This is a genomic window from Streptomyces violaceoruber (assembly GCF_033406955.1).
Taxonomy (GTDB): domain Bacteria; phylum Actinomycetota; class Actinomycetes; order Streptomycetales; family Streptomycetaceae; genus Streptomyces; species Streptomyces violaceoruber.
This window is the reverse complement of the sequence record NZ_CP137734.1, coordinates 5,566,490-5,591,039: the sequence shown is the minus strand read 5'-3', so window position 1 is coordinate 5,591,039 and position 24,550 is coordinate 5,566,490. Positions and strand designations below refer to the sequence as shown.

Annotated in this window: 23 protein-coding genes; 15 read left to right on the top strand and 8 right to left on the bottom strand. The window is 73.2% G+C overall.

Features of this window, described 5'->3' with window-relative positions:
- Positions 1–16: 16 nt before the first annotated feature.
- On the bottom strand, positions 17–1,003 hold the full coding sequence (locus R2E43_RS24990; protein ID WP_332056590.1) for a DMT family transporter: 987 nt from the start codon (positions 1,001–1,003) through the stop codon (positions 17–19).
- A 33-nt stretch (positions 1,004–1,036) separates the two neighbouring features.
- The gene (locus R2E43_RS24985; protein WP_332056589.1) at positions 1,037–1,999 is read right to left on the bottom strand and encodes an EamA family transporter; all 963 of its coding nucleotides are present in this window, start codon (positions 1,997–1,999) and stop codon (positions 1,037–1,039) included.
- 112 nt (positions 2,000–2,111) lie between these two features.
- Here R2E43_RS24985 and R2E43_RS24980 point away from each other — a divergent pair, with 112 nt between their 5' ends.
- Positions 2,112–2,630 carry a MarR family winged helix-turn-helix transcriptional regulator gene (locus tag R2E43_RS24980; RefSeq protein WP_319231522.1) on the top strand — a complete coding sequence of 173 codons (519 nt, stop codon included), beginning with the start codon at positions 2,112–2,114 and terminating at the stop codon, positions 2,628–2,630.
- 114 nt (positions 2,631–2,744) lie between these two features.
- Here R2E43_RS24980 and R2E43_RS24975 read toward each other — a convergent pair whose 3' ends face one another.
- The 4 genes from R2E43_RS24975 to R2E43_RS24960 form a co-directional block, all read right to left on the bottom strand.
- Positions 2,745–3,032: a hypothetical protein gene (locus R2E43_RS24975; protein ID WP_030866333.1), complete on the bottom strand. Its 288-nt coding sequence runs from the start codon at positions 3,030–3,032 to the stop codon at positions 2,745–2,747.
- Between the two features lie 85 nt (positions 3,033–3,117).
- The gene (gene malQ / locus R2E43_RS24970) at positions 3,118–5,253 is read right to left on the bottom strand and encodes a 4-alpha-glucanotransferase (RefSeq protein ID WP_332056588.1); all 2,136 of its coding nucleotides are present in this window, start codon (positions 5,251–5,253) and stop codon (positions 3,118–3,120) included.
- A gap of 9 nt (positions 5,254–5,262) precedes the next feature.
- Positions 5,263–5,574: a hypothetical protein gene (locus R2E43_RS24965; RefSeq protein ID WP_332056587.1), complete on the bottom strand. Its 312-nt coding sequence runs from the start codon at positions 5,572–5,574 to the stop codon at positions 5,263–5,265.
- A gap of 305 nt (positions 5,575–5,879) precedes the next feature.
- Positions 5,880–6,617 carry an SDR family NAD(P)-dependent oxidoreductase gene (locus R2E43_RS24960; protein ID WP_011028483.1) on the bottom strand — a complete coding sequence of 246 codons (738 nt, stop codon included), beginning with the start codon at positions 6,615–6,617 and terminating at the stop codon, positions 5,880–5,882.
- A 127-nt stretch (positions 6,618–6,744) separates the two neighbouring features.
- Between R2E43_RS24960 and R2E43_RS24955 the strand changes: the two genes are divergently transcribed.
- From R2E43_RS24955 to R2E43_RS24945, 3 genes are all read left to right on the top strand, one after another.
- A complete protein-coding gene (locus R2E43_RS24955; RefSeq protein ID WP_011028484.1) occupies positions 6,745–7,179 on the top strand; it encodes an Rrf2 family transcriptional regulator in 435 nt (144 codons plus the stop codon).
- A gap of 242 nt (positions 7,180–7,421) precedes the next feature.
- Positions 7,422–8,087 (top strand): class I SAM-dependent methyltransferase, encoded by a 666-nt coding sequence (locus R2E43_RS24950; protein WP_003976148.1) that lies wholly within the window; start codon positions 7,422–7,424, stop codon positions 8,085–8,087.
- Positions 8,088–8,144: 57 nt separating this feature from the next.
- The gene (locus tag R2E43_RS24945) at positions 8,145–8,729 is read left to right on the top strand and encodes a Uma2 family endonuclease (RefSeq protein ID WP_193484995.1); all 585 of its coding nucleotides are present in this window, start codon (positions 8,145–8,147) and stop codon (positions 8,727–8,729) included.
- Positions 8,730–8,766: 37 nt separating this feature from the next.
- On the opposite strand, the gene R2E43_RS24940 is transcribed toward R2E43_RS24945, so the two are convergent.
- Positions 8,767–9,303, bottom strand: coding sequence for an HNH endonuclease (locus R2E43_RS24940; RefSeq protein WP_011028487.1), 537 nt, complete (start codon positions 9,301–9,303; stop codon positions 8,767–8,769).
- A gap of 256 nt (positions 9,304–9,559) precedes the next feature.
- Between R2E43_RS24940 and R2E43_RS24935 the strand changes: the two genes are divergently transcribed.
- The 10 genes from R2E43_RS24935 (at position 9,560) to R2E43_RS24890 (ending at position 21,761) form a co-directional block, all read left to right on the top strand.
- A complete protein-coding gene (locus tag R2E43_RS24935; protein ID WP_247703340.1) occupies positions 9,560–10,747 on the top strand; it encodes a mechanosensitive ion channel family protein in 1,188 nt (395 codons plus the stop codon).
- Between the two features lie 223 nt (positions 10,748–10,970).
- Positions 10,971–12,188, top strand: coding sequence for an ROK family transcriptional regulator (locus R2E43_RS24930; RefSeq protein ID WP_332056586.1), 1,218 nt, complete (start codon positions 10,971–10,973; stop codon positions 12,186–12,188).
- 76 nt (positions 12,189–12,264) lie between these two features.
- A complete protein-coding gene (locus R2E43_RS24925; RefSeq protein ID WP_030866325.1) occupies positions 12,265–13,602 on the top strand; it encodes an ABC transporter substrate-binding protein in 1,338 nt (445 codons plus the stop codon).
- 6 nt (positions 13,603–13,608) lie between these two features.
- Positions 13,609–14,553 carry a carbohydrate ABC transporter permease gene (locus tag R2E43_RS24920; protein WP_003976142.1) on the top strand — a complete coding sequence of 315 codons (945 nt, stop codon included), beginning with the start codon at positions 13,609–13,611 and terminating at the stop codon, positions 14,551–14,553.
- Positions 14,550–15,461 carry a carbohydrate ABC transporter permease gene (locus R2E43_RS24915; protein WP_003976141.1) on the top strand — a complete coding sequence of 304 codons (912 nt, stop codon included), beginning with the start codon at positions 14,550–14,552 and terminating at the stop codon, positions 15,459–15,461. The genes R2E43_RS24920 and R2E43_RS24915 overlap by 4 nt, the downstream gene beginning before the upstream one ends.
- A 7-nt stretch (positions 15,462–15,468) precedes the next feature.
- Positions 15,469–16,734 carry a 6-phospho-beta-glucosidase gene (locus R2E43_RS24910; RefSeq protein WP_003976140.1) on the top strand — a complete coding sequence of 422 codons (1,266 nt, stop codon included), beginning with the start codon at positions 15,469–15,471 and terminating at the stop codon, positions 16,732–16,734.
- Complete coding sequence (locus R2E43_RS24905; RefSeq protein ID WP_030866323.1) at positions 16,725–17,696, top strand: N-acetylglucosamine kinase; 972 nt, start codon at positions 16,725–16,727, stop codon at positions 17,694–17,696. Before R2E43_RS24910 ends, R2E43_RS24905 begins: the two co-directional genes overlap by 10 nt.
- 154 nt (positions 17,697–17,850) lie before the next feature.
- Positions 17,851–19,215: a hypothetical protein gene (locus R2E43_RS24900; RefSeq protein ID WP_003976138.1), complete on the top strand. Its 1,365-nt coding sequence runs from the start codon at positions 17,851–17,853 to the stop codon at positions 19,213–19,215.
- Positions 19,216–19,297: 82 nt separating this feature from the next.
- Complete coding sequence (locus R2E43_RS24895; protein ID WP_093456161.1) at positions 19,298–20,356, top strand: glutamate ABC transporter substrate-binding protein; 1,059 nt, start codon at positions 19,298–19,300, stop codon at positions 20,354–20,356.
- Positions 20,357–20,426: 70 nt separating this feature from the next.
- Positions 20,427–21,761, top strand: coding sequence for a hypothetical protein (locus R2E43_RS24890; RefSeq protein ID WP_011028496.1), 1,335 nt, complete (start codon positions 20,427–20,429; stop codon positions 21,759–21,761).
- A 122-nt stretch (positions 21,762–21,883) separates the two neighbouring features.
- On the opposite strand, the gene R2E43_RS39125 is transcribed toward R2E43_RS24890, so the two are convergent.
- On the bottom strand, positions 21,884–22,201 hold the full coding sequence (locus R2E43_RS39125; RefSeq protein ID WP_425304280.1) for a hypothetical protein: 318 nt from the start codon (positions 22,199–22,201) through the stop codon (positions 21,884–21,886).
- Between the two features lie 43 nt (positions 22,202–22,244).
- Here R2E43_RS39125 and R2E43_RS24885 point away from each other — a divergent pair, with 43 nt between their 5' ends.
- Entirely contained in the window at positions 22,245–24,548 is a 2,304-nt protein-coding gene (locus tag R2E43_RS24885; RefSeq protein ID WP_425582844.1) for a serine/threonine-protein kinase, read from the top strand.
- Positions 24,549–24,550: the final 2 nt, after the last annotated feature.

Below are 24,550 nucleotides of genomic sequence, written 5' to 3'. Positions count from 1 at the left end.
CGGCGGGCCCCGCGACCTACCGGCGGGCCCCCGCGCCCAGGACGACGCCGCCGAGGATCAGCGCCATGCAGCCCGCCTGCGCCCAGCCGGTGGGCTCGGCGAGCAGGGTCCAGGACAGCAGGGCGACGCACACCGGCTGGAGGTAGTAGACGGCCCCGGCGCGGGACGGTCCGATCAGGGAGACCGCCTTGTTCCAGGCGAAGAAGGCGACGGCGGAGGAGGCGACGCCGACGTAGAGGAGCGGCCAGACGGTGCCCGGTGTCGGGTGGAAGCCGCCCTGGACGGCGAGGCTGACGCCGTGCGCGGGAAGCAGCAGGACGGTGCCGGCGAGGAACGTGGTGAACAGGAACCCCACCCCGTCCAGCCCCTCGGGCCTGCGGCGCAGCAGCGCGCTGTACGACCCGAAGCAGCAGGCGGCGGCGATCATCCACAGGTCGCCGGCCGAGAAGGCCGCGCCGTCCCCTCCGACGAGCAGCAGGACGCCCGCGCAGGCCACGCCCAGCCCGGCGACCCGGCGGACGCCGAGCCGCACCCCGCCCGCGCGTTCGCACAGGGCCATGAGCACCGGGGACGCCGCCATGATCATGCCCATGTTGGCGGCGGGGGTGGTGACGCCGGCCTGGTTGACGAGGGTGTTGTAGACGGTCACGCCGAGCAGGGAGGCGAGGACCACGAAGCCGAGGTGGCGCCGGATCAGTGCGCGCTGCCGCCAGGCCCGCCGGGCGCCGAAGGGGGCGACGACGGCGAGGGCCACCACCCAGCGCCAGAACGCGTGCTGGACGGGCGGCACGCTGTCGCCGAGGGCCCGCGAGGTGACGAAGCTGCCGGACCAGACGAGGGTGGCGAGGACGGCGAGCGCGAGACCGAGGGCGACGGGCGCCGTCGGCCGCGCCGGGTCGCCGGTCGGCGTGGGGGCTTCGGCGGGGTGGGCGGTGGTGCGGCGGGCGTTGGTGCGGCGGGCGGTGGTGCGGCGGGCGGTGGTGTGGCGGGCGGCTGTGGCCACGAAGGTCCTTTCCTGGTCGGAGGCCTGGCGGGCCTACCGTCGCAGGGCCGTACCCGTCAGGTCCATCGAATCTTTTCGACCGTTTCGTGAAGCAGAACTGAACGGACCGGCGCCCGCGGCGACCGGCGGCGTGCGCGGCGCGCTCGGTACCGTCTGGCCCACGAGGGTCGCTCCGAAGGCCAGCGCCGTCCCCGCCAGTTGCACCGGGCCGAGCGCCTCGCCGAGTGCCGCCCAGCCGATCACGGCGGCGGTCAGCGGCGAGAGCGGTCCGAGGAAGGTGACCTGAGTGGCCGAGAGCCGGCCGATGCCGCGGAACCAGAGCCAGTACGCCAGCGCCGTGTTGGCCAGCGCCACGTAGAGATAGCCGCCGACGGCCGGGCCGTCCAGGGCGGGCGGGGCACCCTCGACCAGCAGGGCGAGCGGTGCCAGGAGCAGGCCGCCCGCGGTCAGCTGCCAGCCGGTGAGGGCGAGCGGGCCGACGCCTTCGGGGCGGCCCCAGCGCCCCGCGAGCACGGTGCCGGTGGACATGGAGGCGGTGGCGGCGAGGGCCGCCAGCACGCCGAGCGGGTCCAGCGCCCCGGCCGCCTCCAGCACCACCAGGCTGACGCCGGACGCGGCGGCGACGCCGGTGAGTACGGACCGGGTGGTGGGCCGCTGCCCGAGCAGGAGGGCCGAGAGGCCGACGACGAGGAGCGGGCCGACCGAGCCGACGACGGCGGCCATTCCGCCGGGCATCCGGTAGGCGGCGAGGAACAGCAGCGGGAAGAAGGCCCCGATGTTCAGCACCCCCAGCACCGCCGCCTTCCCCCACCAGGCGCCGCGCGGCAGCACCCGGGCGAGGGCGAGCAGCAGCAGGCCGGCGGGCAGGGCCCGCATCAGCCCGGTGAACAGGGGCCGGTCGGGCGGCAGGAACTCGGTGGTCACGGCGTAGGTGCTGCCCCAGGAGACGGGGGCGAGGGCGGTGAGCGCGATGACGGCGGGGCGGGTGGCGGCCATGAGGGCACCCTTCGGAGGCGAATGAAGCTCGATGGCAAGTAGCTTACTTCTAAGCAAGTTTCCGTCAAGCCACTTTCTTGCGGCCGAGCGGAATGGCCCCGATACTCGTCGCATGACTGAACGCCCCCCGCAGCCCGGACCGCGCAAGGACCCCGTCGACGTGATCATCGACCAGTGGGCGGCGGTACGGCCCGACCTGGACACGGCCGCCATGGAGGTCTTCGGCCGGGTCTTCCGGCTGGCGCGCGCGATGGGCGACCGGATGGAGAAGGCGTACGAGCGCTTCGGCATCTCGCGCGGGGAGTTCGACGCCCTGGCCACCCTGCGCCGCTCCGGCGAGCCGTACACGCTCTCGCCTCGGCAGCTGTCGGCCACGCTGATGCTGACCACCGGCGGCATGACCGGCCGGCTGGACAAGCTGGAACGGGCGGGCCTGCTGCGCCGCTCCCCCGACCCGCACGACCGCCGGGGACTCCAGGTCACCCTCACCGAACGGGGCCTCGAGCTGATCGACGAGGCGGTCGGCGTGGGCCTGGACGCCCAGACCGAGGCGCTGGCCTCCCTCGACGCGGAACGGTCCGGTCAGCTGGCCGGCCTGCTGCGGGACCTCCTCGCCGGTACGGAGAAGTAGGGGCCACCCGCTCCGCGTGCGTGCGGCGGGAACGCCGAAGGGCGCCGCCCCCTCCGCGTGCGTGCGGTGGGACGGCGCCCTCGGTGAGACTGGGGCGGGCGGCCGGGCGTCGGGTCAGGCCTTCGCGGCGACCTTGCCCTTGGCCTTGCCCTTCGTACCGGGAACCGACACCCGGTGGTCCGGGTGGGACCGGTCCAGGACCATGACCAGGCCCGCGATGATCGCGAACAGCGCGAGCGGGGCCAGGACGTAGAGACCCAGCGTCTCGACGACGCTCAGGCCGGTGCCGGGGTCGTCGCCGTCGTCGCGCGTCAGCGCGAGCGCGGGGGACGACATGAGCAGCATCATCAGCGTCGTACCGGCTGCCAGGGCGCCGGCGCGCAGGGCGTTCTTCTTGTCCACGGTGCCAAGTTAGCGAACGGTCCGGGCGGCCGCGCGCCCGGGGTGCCCGTACGGGGTCCGCGGGCGTCCGGCGCGGGCGTCCCGCTCAGCCGTCCCGGACGCCGCCGCGCTCGGGTACGGCGGCGCGTGCGGCATCGCGCACGACGTCGATCAGCGCGTGCAGCCGGGGCGAGGCGGCCAGCTCCTCCAGCGTCACCGGGCGGCCCCCGGCGTCGGCGACGGGCAGCCGCCAGTTCGGGTACTGGTCCCAGGTGCCGGGCAGGTTCTGCGGGCGGCGGTCGCCGACGGCGTCCGGGAGCCAGAGGCCGACCAGGCGGGCGGGGGTGCGCAGCAGGAAGCGGTGCACGGCCTGGATCTCCGCCTCCTCGGCGGGCGTTCCGGTGTCGCCGCCGGTGCCGTGCAGCAGCCCGAGCCGGCTCAGTACGTCGAGCCACTCCGCGGTGTCCGCCGCGGCCTCGGCGCGCTCCTCCTCCAGCGGGCGGGCGAGCAGGCCGAGCCGGTCGCGCAGTTCGACGTGTTCGCCGGTGAGTCGGGCCGCGGTGGACGGCAGGTCGTGGGTGGTGGCGGTGGCCAGGCAGTCGGCGCGCCACCGCTCGGGCGGCAGAGGGCGGCCGTCGCCGGTCCAGTCCCGTTCGAACCACAGCACCGAGGTGCCCAGCACCCCGCGCTCGCGCAGCGCCTCGCGCACCCCGGGCTCCACGGTGCCCAGGTCCTCGCCGATGACGACGACACCGGCCCGGGCGGCCTCCAGGACGAGGACGGCGAGCATGGCCTCGGCGTCGTAGTGGACGTAGGTGCCCTCGGTGGGCGGCCGGCCCTCGGGCACCCACCAGAGCCGGAACAGGCCCATGACGTGGTCGACGCGCAGCGCCCCGGCGTACCGGAACAGGCCGCGCAGCAGTCCCCGGAACGGCGCGTACCCGGACGCGGCCAGGCGGTCCGGGCGCCAGGGCGGCAACCCCCAGTCCTGGCCGCGGGAGTTGAAGGCGTCGGGCGGCGCTCCCACCGACATCCCCGCGGCGAAGTACTCCTGCTGGGCCCAGGAGTCGGCACCGCGCGGGTGCACGCCGACGGCGAGGTCGTGGACGATCCCCACCGGCATGCCCGCCTCGCGGGCGGTGCGCTGGGCGGCGGTCAGCTGGGTGTCGGTGAGCCAGGTGAGGCGGGAGTGGAGGTCGACGCGGTCCATCAGCTCGCGGCGGGCGCGGTCGGTGCCGGCCGAGCGGGGGGCGCGCAGGCCCTCGGGCCAGCGGTGCCAGTCGGAGCCGTGGACCTCGGCGAGCGCGCACCAGGTGGCGTGGTCCTCCAGGGCGGTGCCCTGTTCGGCGAGGTAGTCGCAGTAGGCGGCGCGGCGGCCGGGGCCGAGGGGGACCTCGTGGAGCAGTTCCAGGGCCTCGCGCTTCAGCTCCCACACGGCGTCCCGGTCGATCAGGGCGTCCTTCTCCAGCACGCCCTCGCGCAGCCGCCCGGCCCGCTCCCTCAGGGACCGGGCGCGCTCGTGGTCGGTGACGTACGCGAACTCGGGCACGTCCTCGATCCGCAGATGCACCGGGTCGGGGAAGCGGCGCGAGGACGGCCGGTACGGCGACGGGTCGGCGGGGGCACCGGGTACGGCCGCGTGCAACGGGTTGACCTGGACGAATCCGGCGCCGAGGGAGCGACCGGCCCAGGCGGCCAGTTCACCGAGGTCGCCGAGGTCGCCCATGCCCCAGGAGCGGCGGGAGAGGAGGGAGTAGAGCTGGACGAGGAGGCCGTAGGAGCGCACGGCCGGGGCGGGCAGCCGGGCGGGCGCGACGATCAGGTGTGCGTCGGCGGTACGCCCGTCGGGTGCGGTGGCGGTCAGCCGGTGCACTCCGTGCGGAAGCCGCCCGACGCCGTCGAGCCGCTCGCCCTGCTCGGTGTCGACGCGCAGCCGGGTGCCCGCCGGCAGGGCGGCCAGCGCGGCCGGGGTGCCGCCGCCGTCCCAGCGGACGACGGTGGGCGGCAGCAGCCGTCCGCGCAGCTCGGTCTCGCGGGCGGTGAGCGCGGCCCGTACGGCCCCGGGGCTGCTCGCGTCCACGCCGAGGGCGGCCAGCGCGAGGGTGACGGCGGTGGCCGTGGCCGGGACGGTGCGGTCCGGGGAGGGGCGGTAGGAGGTGGCGACGCCGTGCAGGGCGGCGAGCCTGGTCAGATCCTCGGGAAGGTCCTCGGCGGGGGGCTCGGCCGGCTGGGCTGCGGGCATCTGCTTCCTCTACGACCTCGTGGGTTCCGGGACGGGGACGGCGAAGGAGGGGCCGCCCTGGTCCGGCACGTCGGCCGTGAGTTCGGGCGAGGACTCGCTGGTCAGCGGTACGGCGTCGGCGAACGGCGACTCGCTGGTGAGGGGCTCGGCGTCGGGCAGCGGCGGTTCGCTGGTCAGCGGGGTCTCGGCGCAGCTGCCGGTGGCGCCGAAGACGCAGTAGTGCGGGGCCTCGGAGGCGGCGGAGGGCTCCGCCCAGGGGGTGGACGGCTCCGCCACGGGTTTGGAAGGGGCCGGGAGCAGAAGGGGCGCCAGTGCAGCCACGGGGGTCTCCTTTGGATCAGGCTCTGGGTCGGACGGTGGAACGGGCCCGTCATCGGGCTCTGGGTCGGGCGTCGTACCGAGCACGCTTGTGGCGAGTTACGGCAGCCCCTACCCAGTCCGCACGAGGACAGACGCCCCAATACCGCCAACGTGGCCCTGGTCACATCCACGCCCTCCCGAATACCTACAAAACCAGCCAAAAAAACACGTAACCCGGGCACGGATCAGCCAAACCGGCCGCACATGCGCCCCCTCTTCGACACGCCGCCGCGGCGTGTCGAAGAGGGGGCGCGACGGCGTGCGTGTCACACCTGCGCGTAACCACCGTCGGCGAAGAACTCGGCACCGTTGACGTAACTCGACGCGTCCGAGGCGAGGAACGTCGTCAGGGCGGCGATCTCTTCGGGTTCGGCGAGCCGGCCGAGAGGGATCCCGCCTTCGGCCTGCTGGAGAGCCTCGGGCGGGACCAGCTCCAGCAGACCGGGGGTGCGCGTCCCGCCCGGGGACACGACGTTGACCCGGAAGCCGTGCGTGCGCGAGCTGTGGGCCCAGCCACGGGCGAGGTTGCGGACGGCGGCCTTCGACGCCCCGTAGACCTCGAGCCCCTGGGTGGGCCGTGTCGAGGCGGTCGAACCCGTGAGGATCACCGACGCGTTGGAGCTGAGCAGCGGCAGCGCTTGCTGCAGAGTGAAGATCGTTCCCTTGACGTTGACGGCGAACACCGAGTCGATCAGTTCCTCCGTCACCTCCCCGAACGGAGCCGCGACGCCGATGCCGGCATTGGCGACCAGCACGTCGATGCGGCCGGCCTGGTCGCGCACCGTGCCGTAGAACGCGTCGAGGTCCGCGGGCACGGAGACGTCACAGACCACGCCGGTCACGGCAGGTCCGAGCTCGGCGGTCGCGGCGTCGAGCGCGTCCTTGCGGCGACCGGTGACGAAGACCCTGGCACCCTCGTCGCGGAACGCGCGTGCGGTCGCGAACCCGATACCGGTGCTGCCCCCGGTGACCACGGCGATCTTGCCCGTGAGTGACTTGCCCATTCGTCCCACCTCGTTGATCGACTCTTCAGGTAGTCGCAACACTAATTGTTACGACAGCCTGTCGCAACCTTCGCTGTTACGACTGCGTTGTCGTAACATAAAGCGTTGCGGCCGGGAGGAGGGACTCATGAGCGCCAACAGCAGGCTGACCATCGCTGCCCACGCGCTGGCCTGGATCGGCCTCTACCAGCGCCAGGGCCATGAGGTCGCCACCTCCGAGCAGATCGCGGCCAGCGCGAACACCAACCCCGTGGTGATCAGGCGGCTGCTGGGTGAGCTGCGCAGGTCCGGGCTCGTGGAGTCCCGACGGGGTGTGGGCGCGGGCTGGTCGCTGGCGCGCGAGCTGGGGTCGATGACCCTGCTCGACGTGTACGAGGCAGTGGAACCCGGCCCGCTGTTCGCGATGCACCGCACCACCCCGGATCAGGGATGCGTGGTGGGTCACGGCATCCAGCCGGCGATGCGGGACGTCTACGAGGGCATCGAGGAGACCGTGAGGCACGAGCTGGCCCGCGTCACGCTCGAAGACGTACTCCGGAACGTACTCGCGACACCTCGCTAGCCTCTCCGTCCCGCCCGGGCTCGGCACGCGCGGCGACAGCGGCTGTACCCTCCCAGGCTGCGCGAAACCGCGGCTGCCGGTGCGGTCGCTCGCAGCCTCGTCCGACCGCAGGCGGACGGCGCCCGCGTCGGTGGCCGTGCGGTCGGTCCCCGCTCCTGTTCCGATTCCGAGGCCGTGCAGGAGTCATTCCTCGGGTTCGAGCATCCTGCTGTACCAAAAGCACCTCACCGTCGGAGGACAGCGTGACGTTGGCCGGCTTGACCCCGCACCGCCTCGTTCAGGCGCTCGACCGGTTCAACGCCGCTCACCCCTGGGACCACAACGCCCACTACCACCGCTGGATCCTGCGGCAGCTCCCTCGCCGGTTCGGCAGCGCGCTGGACGTCGGTTCCGGCACCGGTGACCTGGCCCGTCTGCTCGCCACCCGGGCCGACGAGGTCCGCGGCGTCGATTCGGATCCGGCGATCACCGCACAGGCACGCGCGCTGACTCCCGAGCCGACGGCGGCCTCCTTCGCCGTCGCCGACGCCCTGACGGACCTCCCCGCCGGACCCCACGACGTCATCACCTGCGTCGCCACCCTCCACCACCTGCCGTTCACCGAGGCCCTCGACACCTTCCGTGAGCACATGGCCCCCGGCGGCACCCTGGTCGTCGTCGGCCTCTACCGACCGCGAACCGTCACGGACCACCTGCTCGGCGCAGGCGCCGTCCTCCCGAACGCCGCCCTCGGGTGGCTCAAGAACAGGGGCCGGGCCGCCGCCCCGCCCACCTCGATGACCGCCCGGACCCGCCCGGCCGACATGGCCTTCCCCGACATCGCCGCGGAGGCCCACACGGTTCTGCCCGGCGCCCGACTGCGCCGCCGCCTCTTCTGGCGCTACACCCTCACCTGGCGCCGCCCCTGACCGGCCGGATCCCCCCTACGCTGAGGTTGTGGACCCCCGCGGATCCGGAGGAGCCTTGTGTCCGTGACCTCCGACGGGCCGCAGATGCTCGTCACCGAGTTCGAGGAACGCGCCCGCCACGCCGACCGGAGCACAGAAGGCGCGCGGCTCGAGTTCATCAACGGACATCTTGGCGGGAAGGCCGTGCCCGACGGCGACCACGGACGCGTCATCCAATGGCTGACGCGCATCTGTATGCAGCACCGACCCGACCTGTGGCTGGACCCGACACAGGGACTGGTGGTCGAGGCATGCCGAGGCGGTCGCGCCCGGCCGGACGGCTCGCTGGCTCCGTCGGAAGCCTTCGTGGGGCAGGGCGAGTGGGCCGACCCCGCCCCCGTCCTCCCGGTCGTCGAGGTCACCTCGTACGACTCGGACACCGACCGGCGTGAGCGTGTCGACAAGCCCCGGGCGTACGCCGAGACCGGCATCCCGGTGTATCTGCTGATCGACCGGGACACCTGCGAGGTCAAGGTGCACAGCCGCCCCGACGGGGGCCGGTACGAGACCGTGCAGGCGCTGCCCTTCGGCAAGGAGGTCGCGCTGCCCGAGCCGGTCGGGACCGCCCTGGACACCGAGCCGCTGAAGAACCGGGTGCGCTGAGCCGGAGCACGGGCGGGAGCAGGCGGAGGCCCGGACGTCAGGCGGAGATGCCGTCGATCCGGGCCATGGCGTCCTCCGCGCCGTACGGCTGCAAGTACGGCAACCAGCGCGGGTCCCGGTGGCCGGTGCCGATGATGCGCCAGGCCAGACCGGTGGGCGGAGCCGGTTTGTGGCGCAGGCGCCAGCCCAGCTCGACCAGGTGGCGGTCGGCCTTCACGTGATTGCAGCGCCGGCAGGACGCCACCACGTTGTCCCACGCGTGCAGGCCCCCGCGGCTGCGCGGGATGACGTGGTCGACGCTGGTGGCGACGGCGCCGCAGTACATGCAGCGGCCTCCGTCGCGGGCGAACAGGGCACGGCGGGTGAGCGGGACGGGGCCCCGGTAGGGCACCCGCACGAACCGCTTGAGCCGGACCACGCTGGGTGCGGGCACGGTGACGGTCGCGCTGTGCAGAAAGGCGCCGGACTCCTCGAGGCACACGGCCTTGTTCTCCAGGACGAGGACGAGCGCGCGGCGGAGCGGTACGACGCCGAGTGGCTCGTACGACGCGTTGAGGACCAGGACATGCGGCACGGGTGCCTCCTTGGGCGTCGGCGGCGCGTGGCTCGCGCCGGGACGATCTGGTTCAGTCTCCCCTCATGCCTGGTCGTAGCGCCACCATGTCCCGGTAACGGGCTGGGAGTGTTTTCGACCACACGGGGCGCCGGGGCGCGAGCGTGACCAGTTCAAGCGCGGGTGAGCGACGTCTCCCCCGCCCGTTTCGGGCCGAACCGGGTCCGGTGCCCCGTTAGTGTGGTGCATCTGCCCGTCCGGTGACCTTTCCGTGACCTTGGACCGGACCTCGGACCGGACCGCGCAGGACGGGCCGCCGCACCTGGAGGTTTCCGCCGTGTCCCTGTCCGCCGCCGTCCTGCCGGCCGCCGGTTCGTCGTCCGCGTCGTCGGCCTCGTCCGCGTCGTCGCCCTCGCCGTCGCCGTCCCCGACGACGCCGACCGTGCCCTCGCTGAAGGAGGCCCACGAGAGCGCGACGAACGCCGCGGGCTGGGTCGAGGAGAACTGGTCGACGTGGCTCGCGATCGGGCTGCGGGTGCTGCTGATCGTGGTGATCGCGGTGGTGCTGCGCGCCGTGGTGCGGCGGGCGATCACCAAGCTGATAGAGCGGATGAACCGCAGGAGCGGGTCGTCCGGCGGCACCGCGCTGAGCGGGCTGCTGGTCAACGCCGAGCGGCGCCGCCAGCGCTCCGAGGCCATCGGGTCCGTGCTGCGCTCGGTGGCCAGCTTCCTCATCCTCGGCACCGCCGCCCTGATGGTGCTCGGCACCTTCCAGATCAACCTGGCCCCGCTGCTGGCCTCCGCCGGTGTCGCCGGTGTCGCGATCGGTTTCGGCGCCCGCAACCTGGTCACCGACTTCCTGTCCGGCGTCTTCATGATCCTGGAGGACCAGTACGGCGTCGGCGACAGCATCGACGCGGGCGTGGCCTCCGGCGAGGTGATCGAGGTCGGGCTGCGGGTGACCAAGCTGCGCGGTGTCGACGGCGAGATCTGGTACGTCCGCAACGGCGAGGTCAAGCGCATCGGCAACCTCTCCCAGGGCTGGTCCACGGCCGGGGTCGACGTCACGGTCCGCTCCGGCGAGGACCTGGACAAGGTGAAGGAGACCCTGTCCGCGGTCGGCGAGCGGATGAGCAAGGAAGAGCCGTGGAACGAGATGCTCTGGGGGCCGATCGAGACCCTCGGGCTGGACTCCGTACTGCTCGACTCGATGGTGGTGCGGGTCTCCGCGAAGACCATGCCCGGCAAGTCCCTCACCGTCGAGCGTGAACTGCGCTGGCGGATCAAGCGGGCCTTCGACGCGGCCGGCATCGCGATCGTCGGCGGGGCCACGGTCCCGCTGGAGGGCGCCCCGGCCGCCGCCGACCCGACGGCGGGCGTCGCGGCACCGTCGGCGTACGCCAGCACCGTGTCGCCGCAGTCGATGGCGGCCTCCCCCATTCCGCCGCCCAGCACCAGCAAGTAGCCCCGCCCGGCGCGCTTCCCGCCCCCGAGGTAACGACTGCGTTGCCTCGGGGGCGGTCTCTTGACGGCTCCTTGCGGGCGGGCCTACGTTCTCCAGCCAACAGGAAACTTTCCTAACAGACGCACTCGGGCGTCCCGCCGGAACGTGTCCCGTGATCCGCGCGGTGGACTTCCCCCACCGCCCCCTGAAAAGCTGAGCGGTCGAGAGGCAGGTGTGGACACGCATGGCAGGAACCGCCGGTACGCCGGGCACCCCGCGCGTCCTGCGCGCCATGAACGACCGGGCCGCACTCGACCTCCTGCTGGAGCACGGACCGCTGTCCCGGACCCGGATCGGCAAGCTGACCGGCCTGTCGAAGCCGACCGCCTCCCAGTTGCTGGCCCGCCTGGAGGCGGCGGGGCTGGTCCTGGCCGGGGGGACGACCGAGGGGCGCCCCGGACCCGGCGCCCAGCTCTACGAGGTCAACCCGGCCGCCGCGTACGCCGCCGGGATCGACGTCACCCCGGACCGCGTCCTCGCCGCGGTCGCCGACGTCACCGGGCGCACCGTCGGCCGGTACGAGCTGCCCACCCCGGGCCGACGCGCCGCCACCCCCGTCGTCCAGCAGGTCACCGACGCCCTCGACGGCGCGGTGAAAGCGGCCGGACTCGCCCGCGACGACGTCCACCGCCTGGTCATCGGCACGCCGGGCGCTTTCGACCCGGGTACCGGGCGGCTGCGCTACGCCTCCCACCTGCCCGGCTGGCACTCCCCCGCCCTCCTGGAGGAACTCGCCGCCGCACTGCCGATGCCGGTCGAGTACGAGAACGACGTGAACCTCGCCGCCGTGGCCGAGCAGCGCCTCGGCGCGGCCCGGGGCCACGAGGACTTCGTCCTGCTGTGGAACCAGGAGGGGCTGGGCGCCGCCCTGGTCCTCGGTGGCCGGCTGCACCGCGGCTGGACCGGCGGCGCCGGCGAGGTCGGGTTCCTGCCGGTACCCGGCGCCCCCCTGGTCCGCAAGGTCAGCCGCACCGGCAGCGGCGGCTTCCAGGAGCTGGCCGGCTCCCAGGCCCTGGCGGGACTGGCCCGGGAGCTGGGGGTCACCGACGTGCCGTCGGGGCCGTACCCCGAGGTCGCCGCCACCCTGGTGGCCCGCGCGGCGCGGGCCGACGCCGCGGACGGACCGCACCGCCGGCTGCTCCAGACCTACGCCACCCGCCTGGCCATCGGCCTCGCCTCCCTCGTCTCGGTCCTGGACCCCGAGCTGGTGGTCCTGAGCGGCACCTCCCTCACCGCGGGCGGCGAGGCGCTGCGCGACCTGGTCCGGGACGAGCTGGAGGAGTTGGCCGCCTCCCGGCCCCGGCTCGCCGTCGGCGACGTGACCGAACACCCCGTCCTGCGCGGCGCGCTGGAGAGTGCGCTCGCGACCACCCGCGACGAGGTCTTCGACACCTCGCGCTGACCCCCGCGCCACCCCGCCCCGCCCCACCCACTCGCCCCACCCACCTGTCCCCCGCCCTGCCCCTGGGAGCTTCGCCATGCCCGGAATATCCAGAAAAGCGGCCCTCGCGGTCGCCGCCTCCGCCTCCCTCGCCCTGCTCGCCACCGCCTGCACCGGGCAGTCCGCCACCGGCGCCTCCGACGACCCGAACGCCGAGACCACCATCACCTTCTGGCACGGCTGGAGCGCGCCCGCCGAGGTGAAGGCCGTCCAGGCGAACGTGGACCGCTTCGAGAAGGCACACCCCAACATCAAGGTGAAGGTCGTCGGCAACATCAACGACGACAAGCTCAACCAGGCCCTGCGCGCGGGCGGTTCGAGCGGTCCCGACGTGGTGTCCTCGTTCACCACGTCCAACATCGGCAAGTTCTGCTCCTCGGGCGCCTTCCTCGACCTGAAGCCGTTCGTCGAGAAGTCGAAGCTCGACCTGGACGCACTCATCCCGAAGCCGATGCTGGACTACACCCAGTTCGAGGGGACGCGCTGCGCCCTGCCCCTGCTCGGCGACGCCTACGGCCTCTACTACAACAAGGACGCCTTCGAGGCGGCCGGGATCAAGGCCCCGCCGAAGACCTGGTCCGAGTTCGCCCAGGTGGCGAAGAAGCTGACGAAGACCAAGGGCGACGGGTACCAGCAGCTCGGCTTCATGCCGAACTACCACGGCTACGAGACCGTGGTCGACCACTACATGTCCCAGTGGGACCACGCCTACTTCGACGAGGACGGCAGGTCCGCCGTCGCCGAGGACCCGGCGTTCGCCGAGATGTTCACGTACCAGAAGAAGCTCGTCGACGACCTCGGCGGCTTCGAGAAGCTGGAGAAGTACCGCAACACCTTCGGTGACGAGTGGGGCGCCAAGCACCCCTTCCAGACCGGCCAGGTGGCCATGCAGCTGGACGGCGAGTGGCGGCTCGGCATGGCGAAGGACGCCGGGGTCGACTTCGAGATCGGCACCGCGCCGATGCCCGTCGCCGACGACGAGGCGGCCGAGTACGGCAAGGGATTCCTGTCCGGCACCGTCATGGGCATCGCCCCGCAGAGCAAGAAGCAGAACGCCGCGTGGGAGCTGGTGAAGTACATGACGACCGACACCGGGGCCGTCGTCGCCTTCGCCAACGCCATCCGCAACGTGCCCTCCACCTTCCCGGCCCTCAAGTCCCCCGACCTGAAGACCGACCCGGAGTTCAAGACCTTCCTGGACATCGCCCAGCACCCCGAGTCGAACTCCCCGCCGGCCTCCGTCAACGGCGCCACCTACCAGCTGACCCTCCAGGACCTCGGCTACCAGTACGAGTCGGGCAAGGTGAAGGACCTCAAGGCCGGTCTGGAGAAGGCCGCCGCGCAGATCGACCGCGACATCGAGCAGGCGAAGTAGCGGTCCATGGCCACCAACACGCTCCGCGCGAAGCGCCGTTCCTCGGCGCTTCGGACGGCGGCCTTCATGTCGCCCTGGCTGGTCGGGTTCGCCGTCTTCTTCGCCTACCCCCTGGTGTCCACCGTGTACTTCTCGCTGATGAAGTACGACGGCTTCGGCGTCCCGCAGTTCCGGGGCCTGGAGAACTGGGCGTACGTCTTCCAGGACTACCCGCTGTTCTGGCCCGCCCTGCGCAACACCCTCTGGCTGGTGCTGGTGATGGTGACCTGCCGAGTGGTGTTCGGGCTCGGGGTCGGGCTGCTCATCACGAAGATCAGGACGGGCGCCGGGGTCTTCCGCACTCTCTTCTACCTGCCCTATCTCGCTCCGCCCGTCGCCGCGACGCTGGCCTTCGTCTTCCTCCTCAACCCCGGCACGGGACCGGTCAACTCGGTCCTGGAGGGCCTCGGCGTACCGGCGCCCGGCTGGTTCACGGACTCCGCCTGGTCCAAGCCGGCGCTGACCGCGCTCGCCGTGTGGGGCGTGGGCGACCTCATGGTGATCTTCATGGCGGCGCTGCTCGACGTGCCGAAGGAGCAGTACGAGGCGGCCGAGCTGGACGGGGCCTCGGCCTGGCAGCGGTTCCGGTTCGTGACGCTGCCGAACATCTCGCCGATCGTGCTGTTCGCCGTGGTCACGGGCGTGATCCAGACGATGCAGTACTACACGCAGCCGCTGGTCGCCGGGAAGGTCGCCTCCGGGATCATCGGCGGCTCCGGGCAGTCCTTCGAGCCCGGCTATCCCGACAAGTCGACCCTCACCCTCCCCCAGCTCGTCTACAACCTCGGCTTCCAGCGCTTCGACTACGGCTCCGCCTGTGTGGTCGCGCTCGTGCTGTTCGCCCTGGCCATGGCGTTCACGGCGCTGCTGATGCGCCGCCGGGGCGGTCTGATCCAGGCAGGTGACCGATGACCACCCAGGTACCGACGGCCCAGGTTCCGGCCCGGCCCGCCGCGGCCGGCAGCCCGCCGCCCACCGAGGAGCGCACCGCCCGCAGGCGCGTGCTGCTGCACTGGATCGCCGTCCACTCGCTCGGCGTGGCCGCCGCCCTCTTCTTCACGCTGCCGTTCGTCTTCGTGGTCCTCACCTCGCTGATGAGCGACCAGCAGGCCCTCACCCGGGACCTGTGGCCGCACACCTGGGAGTGGGGCAACTACCGGGCCGTCCTGGACACGCCCGGCTTCCTCACCTGGTGGAAGAACACGCTGCTGTACGCGGGCCTCGGCACCGTGCTCACCGTGGCGTCGTCGGTCCCGGTGGCGTACGCGCTGGCCAAGTTCCGCTTCCGGGGCCGGCACCTGTCCCTGATGCTGGTGATCTCGATGATGATGCTGCCCCCGCAGGTGATCATCATCCCGATGTACCTGTTCTGGGCGAAGCAGCTGGACCTGTCCGGCACGCTGTGGCCGCTGATCGTCCCGATGGCCTTCGGCGACGCCTTCTCCATCTTCCTGCTGCGGCAGTTCCTGCTGACCATCCCGGACGAGTACCTGGACGCGGCGAAGGTCGACGGCTGCGGGGAGCTGCGCACCCTGCTGAGGGTCGTCCTGCCGATGGCCAGGCCGGGCATCGCGGCCGTGGCCCTCTTCCAGTTCTTCTACGCCTGGAACGACTACTTCGGCCCCCAGATCTACGCCTCCGAGAACCCCGGCGCCTGGACCCTCTCCTACGGCCTGGAATCCTTCAAGGGCGCCCACCACACCGACTGGAACCTCACCATGGCCGCGACCGTGCTGGTCATGGCCCCCGTGATCCTCGTGTTCTTCTTCGCGCAGAAGGCGTTCGTCGAGGGCGTCACACTGACCGGAGTAAAGGGTTGATGACTTCATGAAACTCACCGTGGTCGGCGGCGGTTCGACCTACACGCCCGAACTGATCGACGGCTTCGCCCGGTTGCGGGACACGCTGCCCGTCGAGGAGCTGGTGCTCGTCGATCCGGCGGCGGACCGGCTGGAGCTGGTGGGCGGTCTCGCCCGCCGCATCTTCGCCAGGCAGGGGCACGCCGGCCGCGTGGTCACCACCTCCGACCTGGACGCGGCCGTCGACGGCGCCGACGCCGTACTGCTCCAGCTGCGGGTCGGCGGACAGGCGGCCAGGCAGCAGGACGAGACCTGGCCGCTGGAGTGCGGCTGCGTCGGGCAGGAGACGACCGGCGCGGGCGGTCTCGCCAAGGCGCTGCGCACGGTGCCGGTGGTGCTGGACATCGCCGAGCGGGTGCGCCGGGCCAACCCGGACGCCTGGATCATCGACTTCACCAACCCGGTCGGCATCGTCACCCGCGCCCTGCTCCAGGCCGGGCACCGGGCGGTCGGCCTGTGCAACGTGGCGATCGGGCTCCAGCGCAAGTTCGCCGCGCTGCTCGGGGTGGCACCGGCCGACGTCCACCTGGACCACGTCGGCCTCAACCACCTCACCTGGGAGACCGGCGTACGCCTCGGCGGCCCCGAGGGCGAGGACGTGCTGCCCCGCCTGCTGGCCGAGCACGGGGAGGCCGTCGCCGCCGACCTGCGCCTGCCCCGGCCGCTCCTGGACCGGCTGGGCGTCGTCCCCTCCTACTACCTGCGCTACTACTACGCCCACGACGAGGTCGTCGACGAGCTGCGCACCAAGCCGTCCCGGGCCGCCGAGGTCGCGGAGATGGAACGGCAACTGCTTCAGATGTACGGCGACCCGGCCCTGGACGAGAAGCCCGCGCTGCTCGCCAAGCGCGGCGGCGCCTACTACTCCGAGGCCGCCGTCGACCTCGCCGCCGCCCTGCTCGGCGGCGCGGGCTCCCCGTACCAGGTGGTGAACACCTACAACCGGGGCACGCTGCCCTTCCTCCCCGACGACGCGGTGATCGAGGTCCCGGCGGCGGTGGGCGGCAAGGGCGCCGCCCCGCTGCCGGTGGCGGACGTGGACCCGCTGTACGCGGGGCTGATGGCGAACGTCACCGCGTACGAGGACCTGGCCCTGGACGCGGCCCTGCGCGGCGGGCGGGACCGGGTCTTCCGGGCGCTGCTCGCCCACCCCCTCGTCGGCCAGTACGCGTACGCCGAGCAGCTCACCGACCGGCTGATCGCACACAACCGGGAGCACCTGGCGTGGGCCTGAGCGCAAGCGTCCTCGCCGTCGACGCGGGCAACAGCAAGACCGACGTGGCCGTGGTGGCGGCCGACGGCGAGGTACTCGCCACGGCGCGCGGCGGGGCCTTCCGGCCGCCCGCCGTGGGTGTCGAGCGGGCCGTGGACGCCCTGGCGGACGCGGTGACGCGGGCCTTCGCGGCGGCCGGGGTCACCGCCGTCGGCCACGTGTCGGCGTGCCTGGCCAACGCCGACCTGCCCGTGGAGGAGGAACAGCTGGCCGCCGCGCTGCACGCGCGCGCGTGGGGCGGGAGCGTCGAGGTGCGCAACGACACGTTCGCGCTCCTGCGGGCGGGCGTCGACGAACCGTTGGGCGTCGCCGTCGTGTGCGGGGCGGGCGTGAACTGCGTCGGCATGCGCCCCGACGGCCGTACCGCCCGCTTCCCGGCCATCGGCCGCATCTCCGGGGACTGGGGCGGCGGCTGGGGGCTGGCCGAGGAGGCGCTGTGGCACGCCGCGCGCGCGGAGGACGGGCGGGGGGAGCCGACCGAGCTGGCCCGCACCCTGCCGGCCCACTTCGGCCTCGACTCGATGTACGCCCTCATCGAGGCCCTGCACCTGCGGCGGGTCGAGCCGGTACGGCGGCACGAGCTGACCCCGGTGCTGTTCGCCACGGCCGCGGGCGGCGACCCGCTCGCCCGGTCGGTCGTGGACCGGCAGGCCGACGAGGTGGTGGCCATGGCCACGGTCGCGCTGACCCGCCTCGACCTGCTGGCCGAGCCCGCGCCGGTGGTGCTGGGCGGCAGCGTGCTGGCGGCCCGGCATCCGCAACTCGACCAGCGGATACGGGAGCTGCTGGCGGCCCGCGCCCCCAAGGCCGTACCCAGGGTGGTGACGGCCCGGCCCGTGCTCGGTGCCGTGCTCCTGGGGCTCGACCACGTGGGCGCTGCGCCCGGGGCCGGTGAGCGGGCCCGGGAGCACTTCGCCGCCTGAGCCGCCACGGGAACCGAACCGGTTCCCGTGGCGTATTCATGGGCAGGGGTGGTGCGTTGCACCGGGATCACATCAGGATCGGACGAAGGCCGGTGCGAATGTCGGTGCGGACGGCGATACTTGCGGCGACGGATGACCATGGGGGAGGTCAGCGGTGACTCAACCGCCGGGGAGCAGCGCGGCACCGCCGCCGGGCACGGCGCCGCGTCGTACCGCCTTCGCCGAGGGCGTGGACCGGCTGCGCGCGGCGGCGGTCACCGAGCCGGGGCGGCTGCGCATCATCGGCGCGCTGCTCGCCGTGCTCGTCGTCGCCTTCGGCACCGTCACCGCCTGGCAGATGAACGAGCGGGCCGCGGCCGCCGACGACGTGCTCACCCGCAGCCAGCCGCTCAGCTCCGCGGCGGCCGACATCTACCGCTCCCTCGCCGAGGCCAACACCGCCGCCTCCAGCGGCTTCCTGGCCGGCGGCCAGGAGACGGAGGACTCCCGCACGCGCTACGACAACGGGATCCGCGCGGCCGCCGAGGGGCTCGTGACGGCCGCCGCCAACTCCGAGCCGAAGTCGCCCGCGGCGACCACCATCGCGAAGCTCAACCGCCTGCTGCCCGAGTACAAGGGCCTGGTCGAGCGCGCCCGCACCTACAACCGGCAGGGCTTCCCGGTCGGCGGCGCCTATCTGCGCTACGCCAACGAGAAGATGCAGAAGGAGATGCTCCCGGCGGCGGAGGACCTCTACACGAAGGAGAACCAGCGGCTGGGCGCCGACTACGGCGACGCCAAGCCCTACCCCTGGGCGGCGATCGCCCTCGGCGTCGTCCTGCTCGCCGCGCTGGCCTGGGCCCAGCACCGCACCTACCGGCGCACCAACCGCGTCCTGAACCACGGGATGGTCGCGGCGACCGCCGCCTCCGCCGTCGTACTGCTCTGGCTGGTCGTCGGCCACAGCGTCGCGCGGTCGAACCTGACCGAATCCCACGAGCACGGCGTCCGCTCCCTGAACGCGCTGAACGAGGCCCGCATCGCCTCCCTCAAGGCCCGGGGCAACGAGAACCTGACCCTGGTCTCCCGCGGCGCGGAGACGACCAAGGTGGGCGACAAGACGTACGACTCCTACGACCTGGCCTTCGGCAAGAACATGGACGGCCTCGGCAGGGCGCTGGCCGAGGCGGCACGGCTCGCCGACGACAAGGCGGGCGAACAGCCCGTCGACACGGCGAACGGCAACATGACGGAGTGGAAGAAGCGCCACACCTCGGCCCGTACGCAGGACGAGAACGGCAACTACCAGCAGGCGCTGAACCTGGTGATCGGCGGCGACGGTGCCACGGTGGAATGCTTCGACGGCGTCGACGCCGCCCTCGCCACCGCCCTGAAGCACGAGAAGGCGGAGTTCGAGCAGGCGGCGGGCGACGGTCTGGACGCGATGCGCTACCTGCCGCAGGGCGCCGGCGTGCTCGCCGCGCTGGGGGCGGCCGGCGCGCTCATAGGCATCGGCCGCAGGCTGTCGGAGTACCGGTGAGGCGGGGTGCGGCCCGGCAGGCCGGTGGGAAGAGGTGCCCGTGCGGCCCGAGGAGGCAGGACCCGTGAAAGGGGGCGTGAGGATGCGAGCGGGACGGTTGCGGACCGGCCTGAAGGGCTGGGGCGGAGTGGGGGCGATGGCCTTCGCCTGCGTTCTCGCCGTGCTGGCGGCCCTGCTCCTGCCGGCGGTCCCCTGGCACGGCGGAGGCGGAGGAAGCGGCCGCGACGGTGCGGCGGACGACGGCCACGGCGCCACCCACGGCAGCCAGGCGCGGGCCGCGCAGGAGTGCACCGACCCGGAGAAGCAGACCCTTGCCCCGTCCGGGGACGACGGGCCCACCATCGACCGGATCCGCGCCCGCGAGGGCGAGAAGCGCAAGCTGATCGTCGGCGTCGACCAGAACAGCTTCCGCTGGGGCTACCGCGACCCGAACAGCGGCGGCGACGCCGAACTGGAGGGCTTCGACATCGACCTGGCGCACCGGATAGCGAAGGACGTCCTCGGCGACGAGGACGCCGTGCAGTTCAAGGCGATACCCACCGACCAGCGCGTCCCCGCGATCCAGGACGGCCGGGTCGACATGGTGGTCCGCACGATGACCATCAACTGCGACCGGCTGGAGGACGTCGCGTTCTCCGCCCCCTACTTCAGGACCGGCCAGCAGGTGCTGGCACCCAAGTCCTCGAAGATCACGGGATACGACGGCACGCTGGCCGGCAAGGAGATCTGCACGGCGGCCGGTTCGACGGCGCTGAGCACACTGGAGCAGGACCAGAAGGACGGCAGGCTCGCCGAGGGCGTCGACCTGCGCACCACCGTCCCCAACCAACTCGACTGCCTGGTCCGGCTCCAGCTCGGCGAGGTCGACGCGGTGGTCACCGACGGCGCCCTCGCCGCGAGCCAGGCCGCGCAGGACCCGACGGTGGAGCTGAAGGGCGACGCCTTCACGACCGAGTACTACGGCGTGGCGATGAAGAAGGACGCCGACGATCTGGTACGCCGGGTCAACCGGGTCCTCGAACAGTGGCGCGCGGACCGGGCCGACGGGTGGCAGCACTCGTACGAGGAGTGGCTGTCGGAGACCATGGACGACCCGGCGAAGTCGCTGCCGCCGACCCCGCAGTACCTGCGCGGGAGCTGACCGGCGGCCGCGCAGGCGAAGACGAAGAGACGCAGGGCACACGCAAGTCCGCGACGGCGAGAGGTGATCGATGGGCGACACGGGACCCACCGGGCCGGTGATGGACCGGGACGAGGTGGACCGTGCGCTGGCGCGGCTCGGCGCGGAGCACGAGGCGATCGAGACCTCGCTGCTCGCCCTCCAGGACCACGCGGGCCGCAGACTCCTCGAGGGCGCCGAGCTGACCGGCGTCACCGCCGAGCGCTGGGGGACCGCGGAGGCGTCGATCACGCTGCTGTGGACCTACTTCGACGCGTACACGGCCGCGCTGCGCTCCGCCCGGGAGATCCGTTCCCGGCGCCGCTGGTCCAGCCGCGAGGACCTGGTGGAGCTGACGGAGCTGCTGCGCGGCGAGGCGGTCACGGTGGCCTCGGGCGCCGCCGCCATCGCCAACGCGCCCACCCCGCACGGCGGTCCCGGCCGGCTCAGCGAGCGGTACTCGCTGGTGACGCTGGTGGACCGGATGAACCAGCTCTACGCGACCTCCCTGGACATGGTGGTCGCCGCCGACGCGGTGTGGTCGGCGCTGCCCGCCCGGATCGATCTACTCGCCGCCGAGTTGCAGCGCACCCGCAAGCTGGCGCACTCCGTGGGCGTGCGCCCCGGCGAGCACCCGGCGGGCGACGACCTGGAGCGGATCACCCGCACCCTGACGCGGCTGCGGGAACAGGTGATCTCCGACCCGCTGGCCTTCTGGACGCCCGCCCGGGGCAGTTCGGCACCGGGCGGCGGCCGTCCGGACACCACGGTGTACGACCGGGAGGCGCGCGCCCTGGAGGAGGTGCGCCGTGAGATCGACGCGGTGCTGGCCGTGCGCCAGGACGCCGAGCAGCGGATCGTCCGGCTGCGGGACGTGCTCTCGCGCGCGGACCGCACGCTGGCCGAGGCCCGCACCGCGCGCGGCGAGGTGCTGGCGAAGATCGCCGCGACGGAGGTGCCGGTCGTCGGCGGGCCGCCGATCGTGCTCCAGGAGCAGCTGGCGGCGGCCGCCGAGTACCGCAGGCACGCCCAGTGGCACCGGCTGTCGCCGCTCCTGGAGTCCCTGGAGGAGAAGGCGGAGGACGAACTGCTGCGGGCCCGGGAGTCGTTGACGGCGGTCACCGCGCCGCTCGCGGTCCGTGCCGAGCTGCGCGGCCGACTGGACGCGTACAAGGCGAAGATGGCCCGGCTGGGCCACGCCGAGGACCCCGAGCTGGCGGAGAAGTACGAGAAGGCGCGCCGCATGCTGTGGAGCGCGCCCTGCGACCTGCGCGTCGCCGAGCAGGCCGTGCTGCGCTACCAGCACGCGGCGGCCGAACTGCTCGGCACCGCAAGGCGCGTGCCCGGCCAGGGCGGGCCGGTGGACCGGACGGGGCCCGGCTCATGAGCGAGGACCGGCGCAAGAGCGAGGGCCGGCGCACGGGCGGCAGCCGGCGCACGAGCGGCAAGGGGAGGCAGCGTCATGAGTGAGGCAGGACGGACGTGTCAGCGTCCCGGCTGCGGCGGGACCTACGAGGACATGGGCGGCGGCGAGCTGTACTGCGACACGTGCGGTCTGGCGCCGGTCGTCGCGGCCGGCGGCGCGCTCGGCGCCACGCCGACCGGCGTCACCGGAGGCGGCGGGAGCGGGGGCTCGCGCGGGTCACGCGGTGCGTCGGGCAGCGGCGGTTCCCGCTCCAGCGCCCGCAGTTCGCGCACGTCGTCCCAGTCGTCGCGCTCGTCGAAGTCCCGGCGTTCGGTGTCCGGCCGGCTCTCCCGGGCGGTCTCGGGCCGCTCCACGGGGCGTTCGGTGTCGGTGCGCAGCTCCGGTTCGAGCGCGGGCTCCACCGGGCGCGGGCGCCTCGGCGTCGGTCTCGTCGAGGTACCGGCGGTGCCACGGCCCGACCCGCGCGTGATGGTGATGGACCACCCTGAGGTGCCCGAACGCAAGCGGTTCTGCTCGCGCTCGGACTGCGGGGCGCCGGTCGGGCGCTCGCGCGGCGAGCGGCCGGGCCGCACGGAGGGCTTCTGCACCAAGTGCGGCCACCCGTACTCGTTCGTGCCCAAGCTGAAGGCCGGGGACGTGGTGCACGGCCAGTACGAGGTGGTGGGCTGCCTCGCGCACGGCGGCCTCGGCTGGATCTACCTGGCCGTGGACAAGGCGGTCTCCGACCGCTGGGTGGTCCTCAAGGGCCTGCTGGACACCGGCGACCAGGACGCGATGGCGGCGGCGATCTCCGAGCGCCGCTTCCTCGCCGAGATCGAGCACGCCAACATCGTGCGGATCTACAACTTCGTCGAGCACCTCGACCAGCGCACCGGTTCCCTCGACGGCTACATCGTCATGGAGTACGTCGGCGGCAAGTCGCTCAAGGAGATCGCCAACGCCCGGCGCTCCCCGCAGGGGCGGCGCGATCCGCTGCCGGTCGAGCAGGCCTGCGCGTACGGCATCGAGGCGCTGGAGGCGCTCGGCCACCTGCACAGCCGCAAGCTGCTGTACTGCGACTTCAAGGTCGACAACGCCATCCAGACCGAGGACCAGCTCAAGCTCATAGACATGGGCGCGGTGCGCCGCATGGACGACGACGAGTCGGCGATCTACGGCACGGTGGGCTACCAGGCCCCGGAGGTCGCCGACGTCGGCCCGTCGGTGGCGTCCGACCTGTACACGGTCGGGCGGACCCTCGCCGTGCTGTCGTTCGACTTCCAGGGCTACACCACCGTCTACGCGGACTCCCTGCCGGACCCCGACAGCATCGAGGTCTTCCGGCAGTACGAGTCGTTCTACCGGCTGCTGGTGCGGGCCACCGACCCGGATCCGGCCCGCAGGTTCGCCTCCGCGCAGGAGATGGCGGAGCAGTTGACGGGTGTGCTGCGCGAGGTGGTCTCGCTCCAGACGGGCCGGGCCAGGCCCGCCGTCTCCACGCTGTTCGGGCCCGAGGTACGGGTGACGGACACGGAACTGTTCCCGCGCCTGGACGGCGAGGTGTCGCGGCTGGGCGCCCGGGTGCCCCCGGCGAGAGGACGGCGGGGCGGCTCCGGTGCGGCCCTGCCGGGCGGAGCGGGCGCCGCGCCCGCGCTGCCGGGCGGCTCCGGTCCGGCCGTGGGCGCTCCGGGCGGGACCGTCGCACACGCCCCGCCGGTGGGCGCGGGTACGCCGGTGGCCGCGTCCGGGGGCGCGAGCGCCTCGCTGCCGGGTGCGGTCAGCTCGGCCGGCTCGGCCGGCTGGCTCGGCACCGGGGCCTCCGGCCTGGTCAAGGAGGCCGACGCGCCCACCGCCTCGCTCGCGCTGCCGGTCCCCCGGGTCGACGCCGGCGACCCCAACGCGGGCTTCCTGGCGGGCCTGATGGCGTCCGCGCCGGCGGAGCTGCTGACCGCGCTGGCGGCCGCTCCGGCGCCGTCGACCGAGACGCGGCTGCGGCAGATCCGGGCCCGGCTGGAGAACGGCGACGCGTCCGGCGCCCTGGAGGCGCTGGGGGCCCTGGAGGGTGAGCGCCCCGACGACTGGCGGGTGGTCTGGTACCGCGGGCTGGCCGCGCTGGTGACCGGCGCCCACGAGGACGCGGCGCTGGCCTTCGACGCGATCTACGACGCCTTCCCCGGCGAGATCGCGCCCAAGCTGGCGCTCGGCCTGTGCGCGGAGGTGCTGGGGCAGCTCGACAACGCCGCCGAGTACTACCGGCTGGTGTGGTCCTCCGACCCGAGCCACGTCAGCGCGGCGTTCGGGCTGGCCCGGGTGCAGCTGGCCGCGGGTGACCGGGCGGCCGCCGTACGGACGTTGGAGTCGGTGCCGGAGTCGTCCGTCCACTGCACCGCGGCGCGCGTGGCGGCCGTCCGGGCGCGGCTGCGGCAGCGCACCGCGGCCGCGGGCGACCTGCGGTTCCTGGACGACCTGATCGCCGCCGCGCGGCAGGTCGAGGCGCTGGACGTGTACGGTCTGGATCCGGCGCGGCGCGAGCAGCTGTCGGCCGAGGTCCTCGGTTGTGCGCTGGACTGGGTACTCTCCGGAGGTCGGGGTTCCGTCCCTCCCGCCGCCGGGGGACGGACGCTGCTCGGCAGCGGCCTGGACGAACGCGGCCTGCGTTTCGGCCTGGAGCGTTCGTACCGCACGCTGGCCCGGCTGGCGCGGGGCGGCGAGGAGAGGATCGACCTGGTGGAACGTGCCAATCGTTACCGCCCCCGGACGTGGGTGTAGTT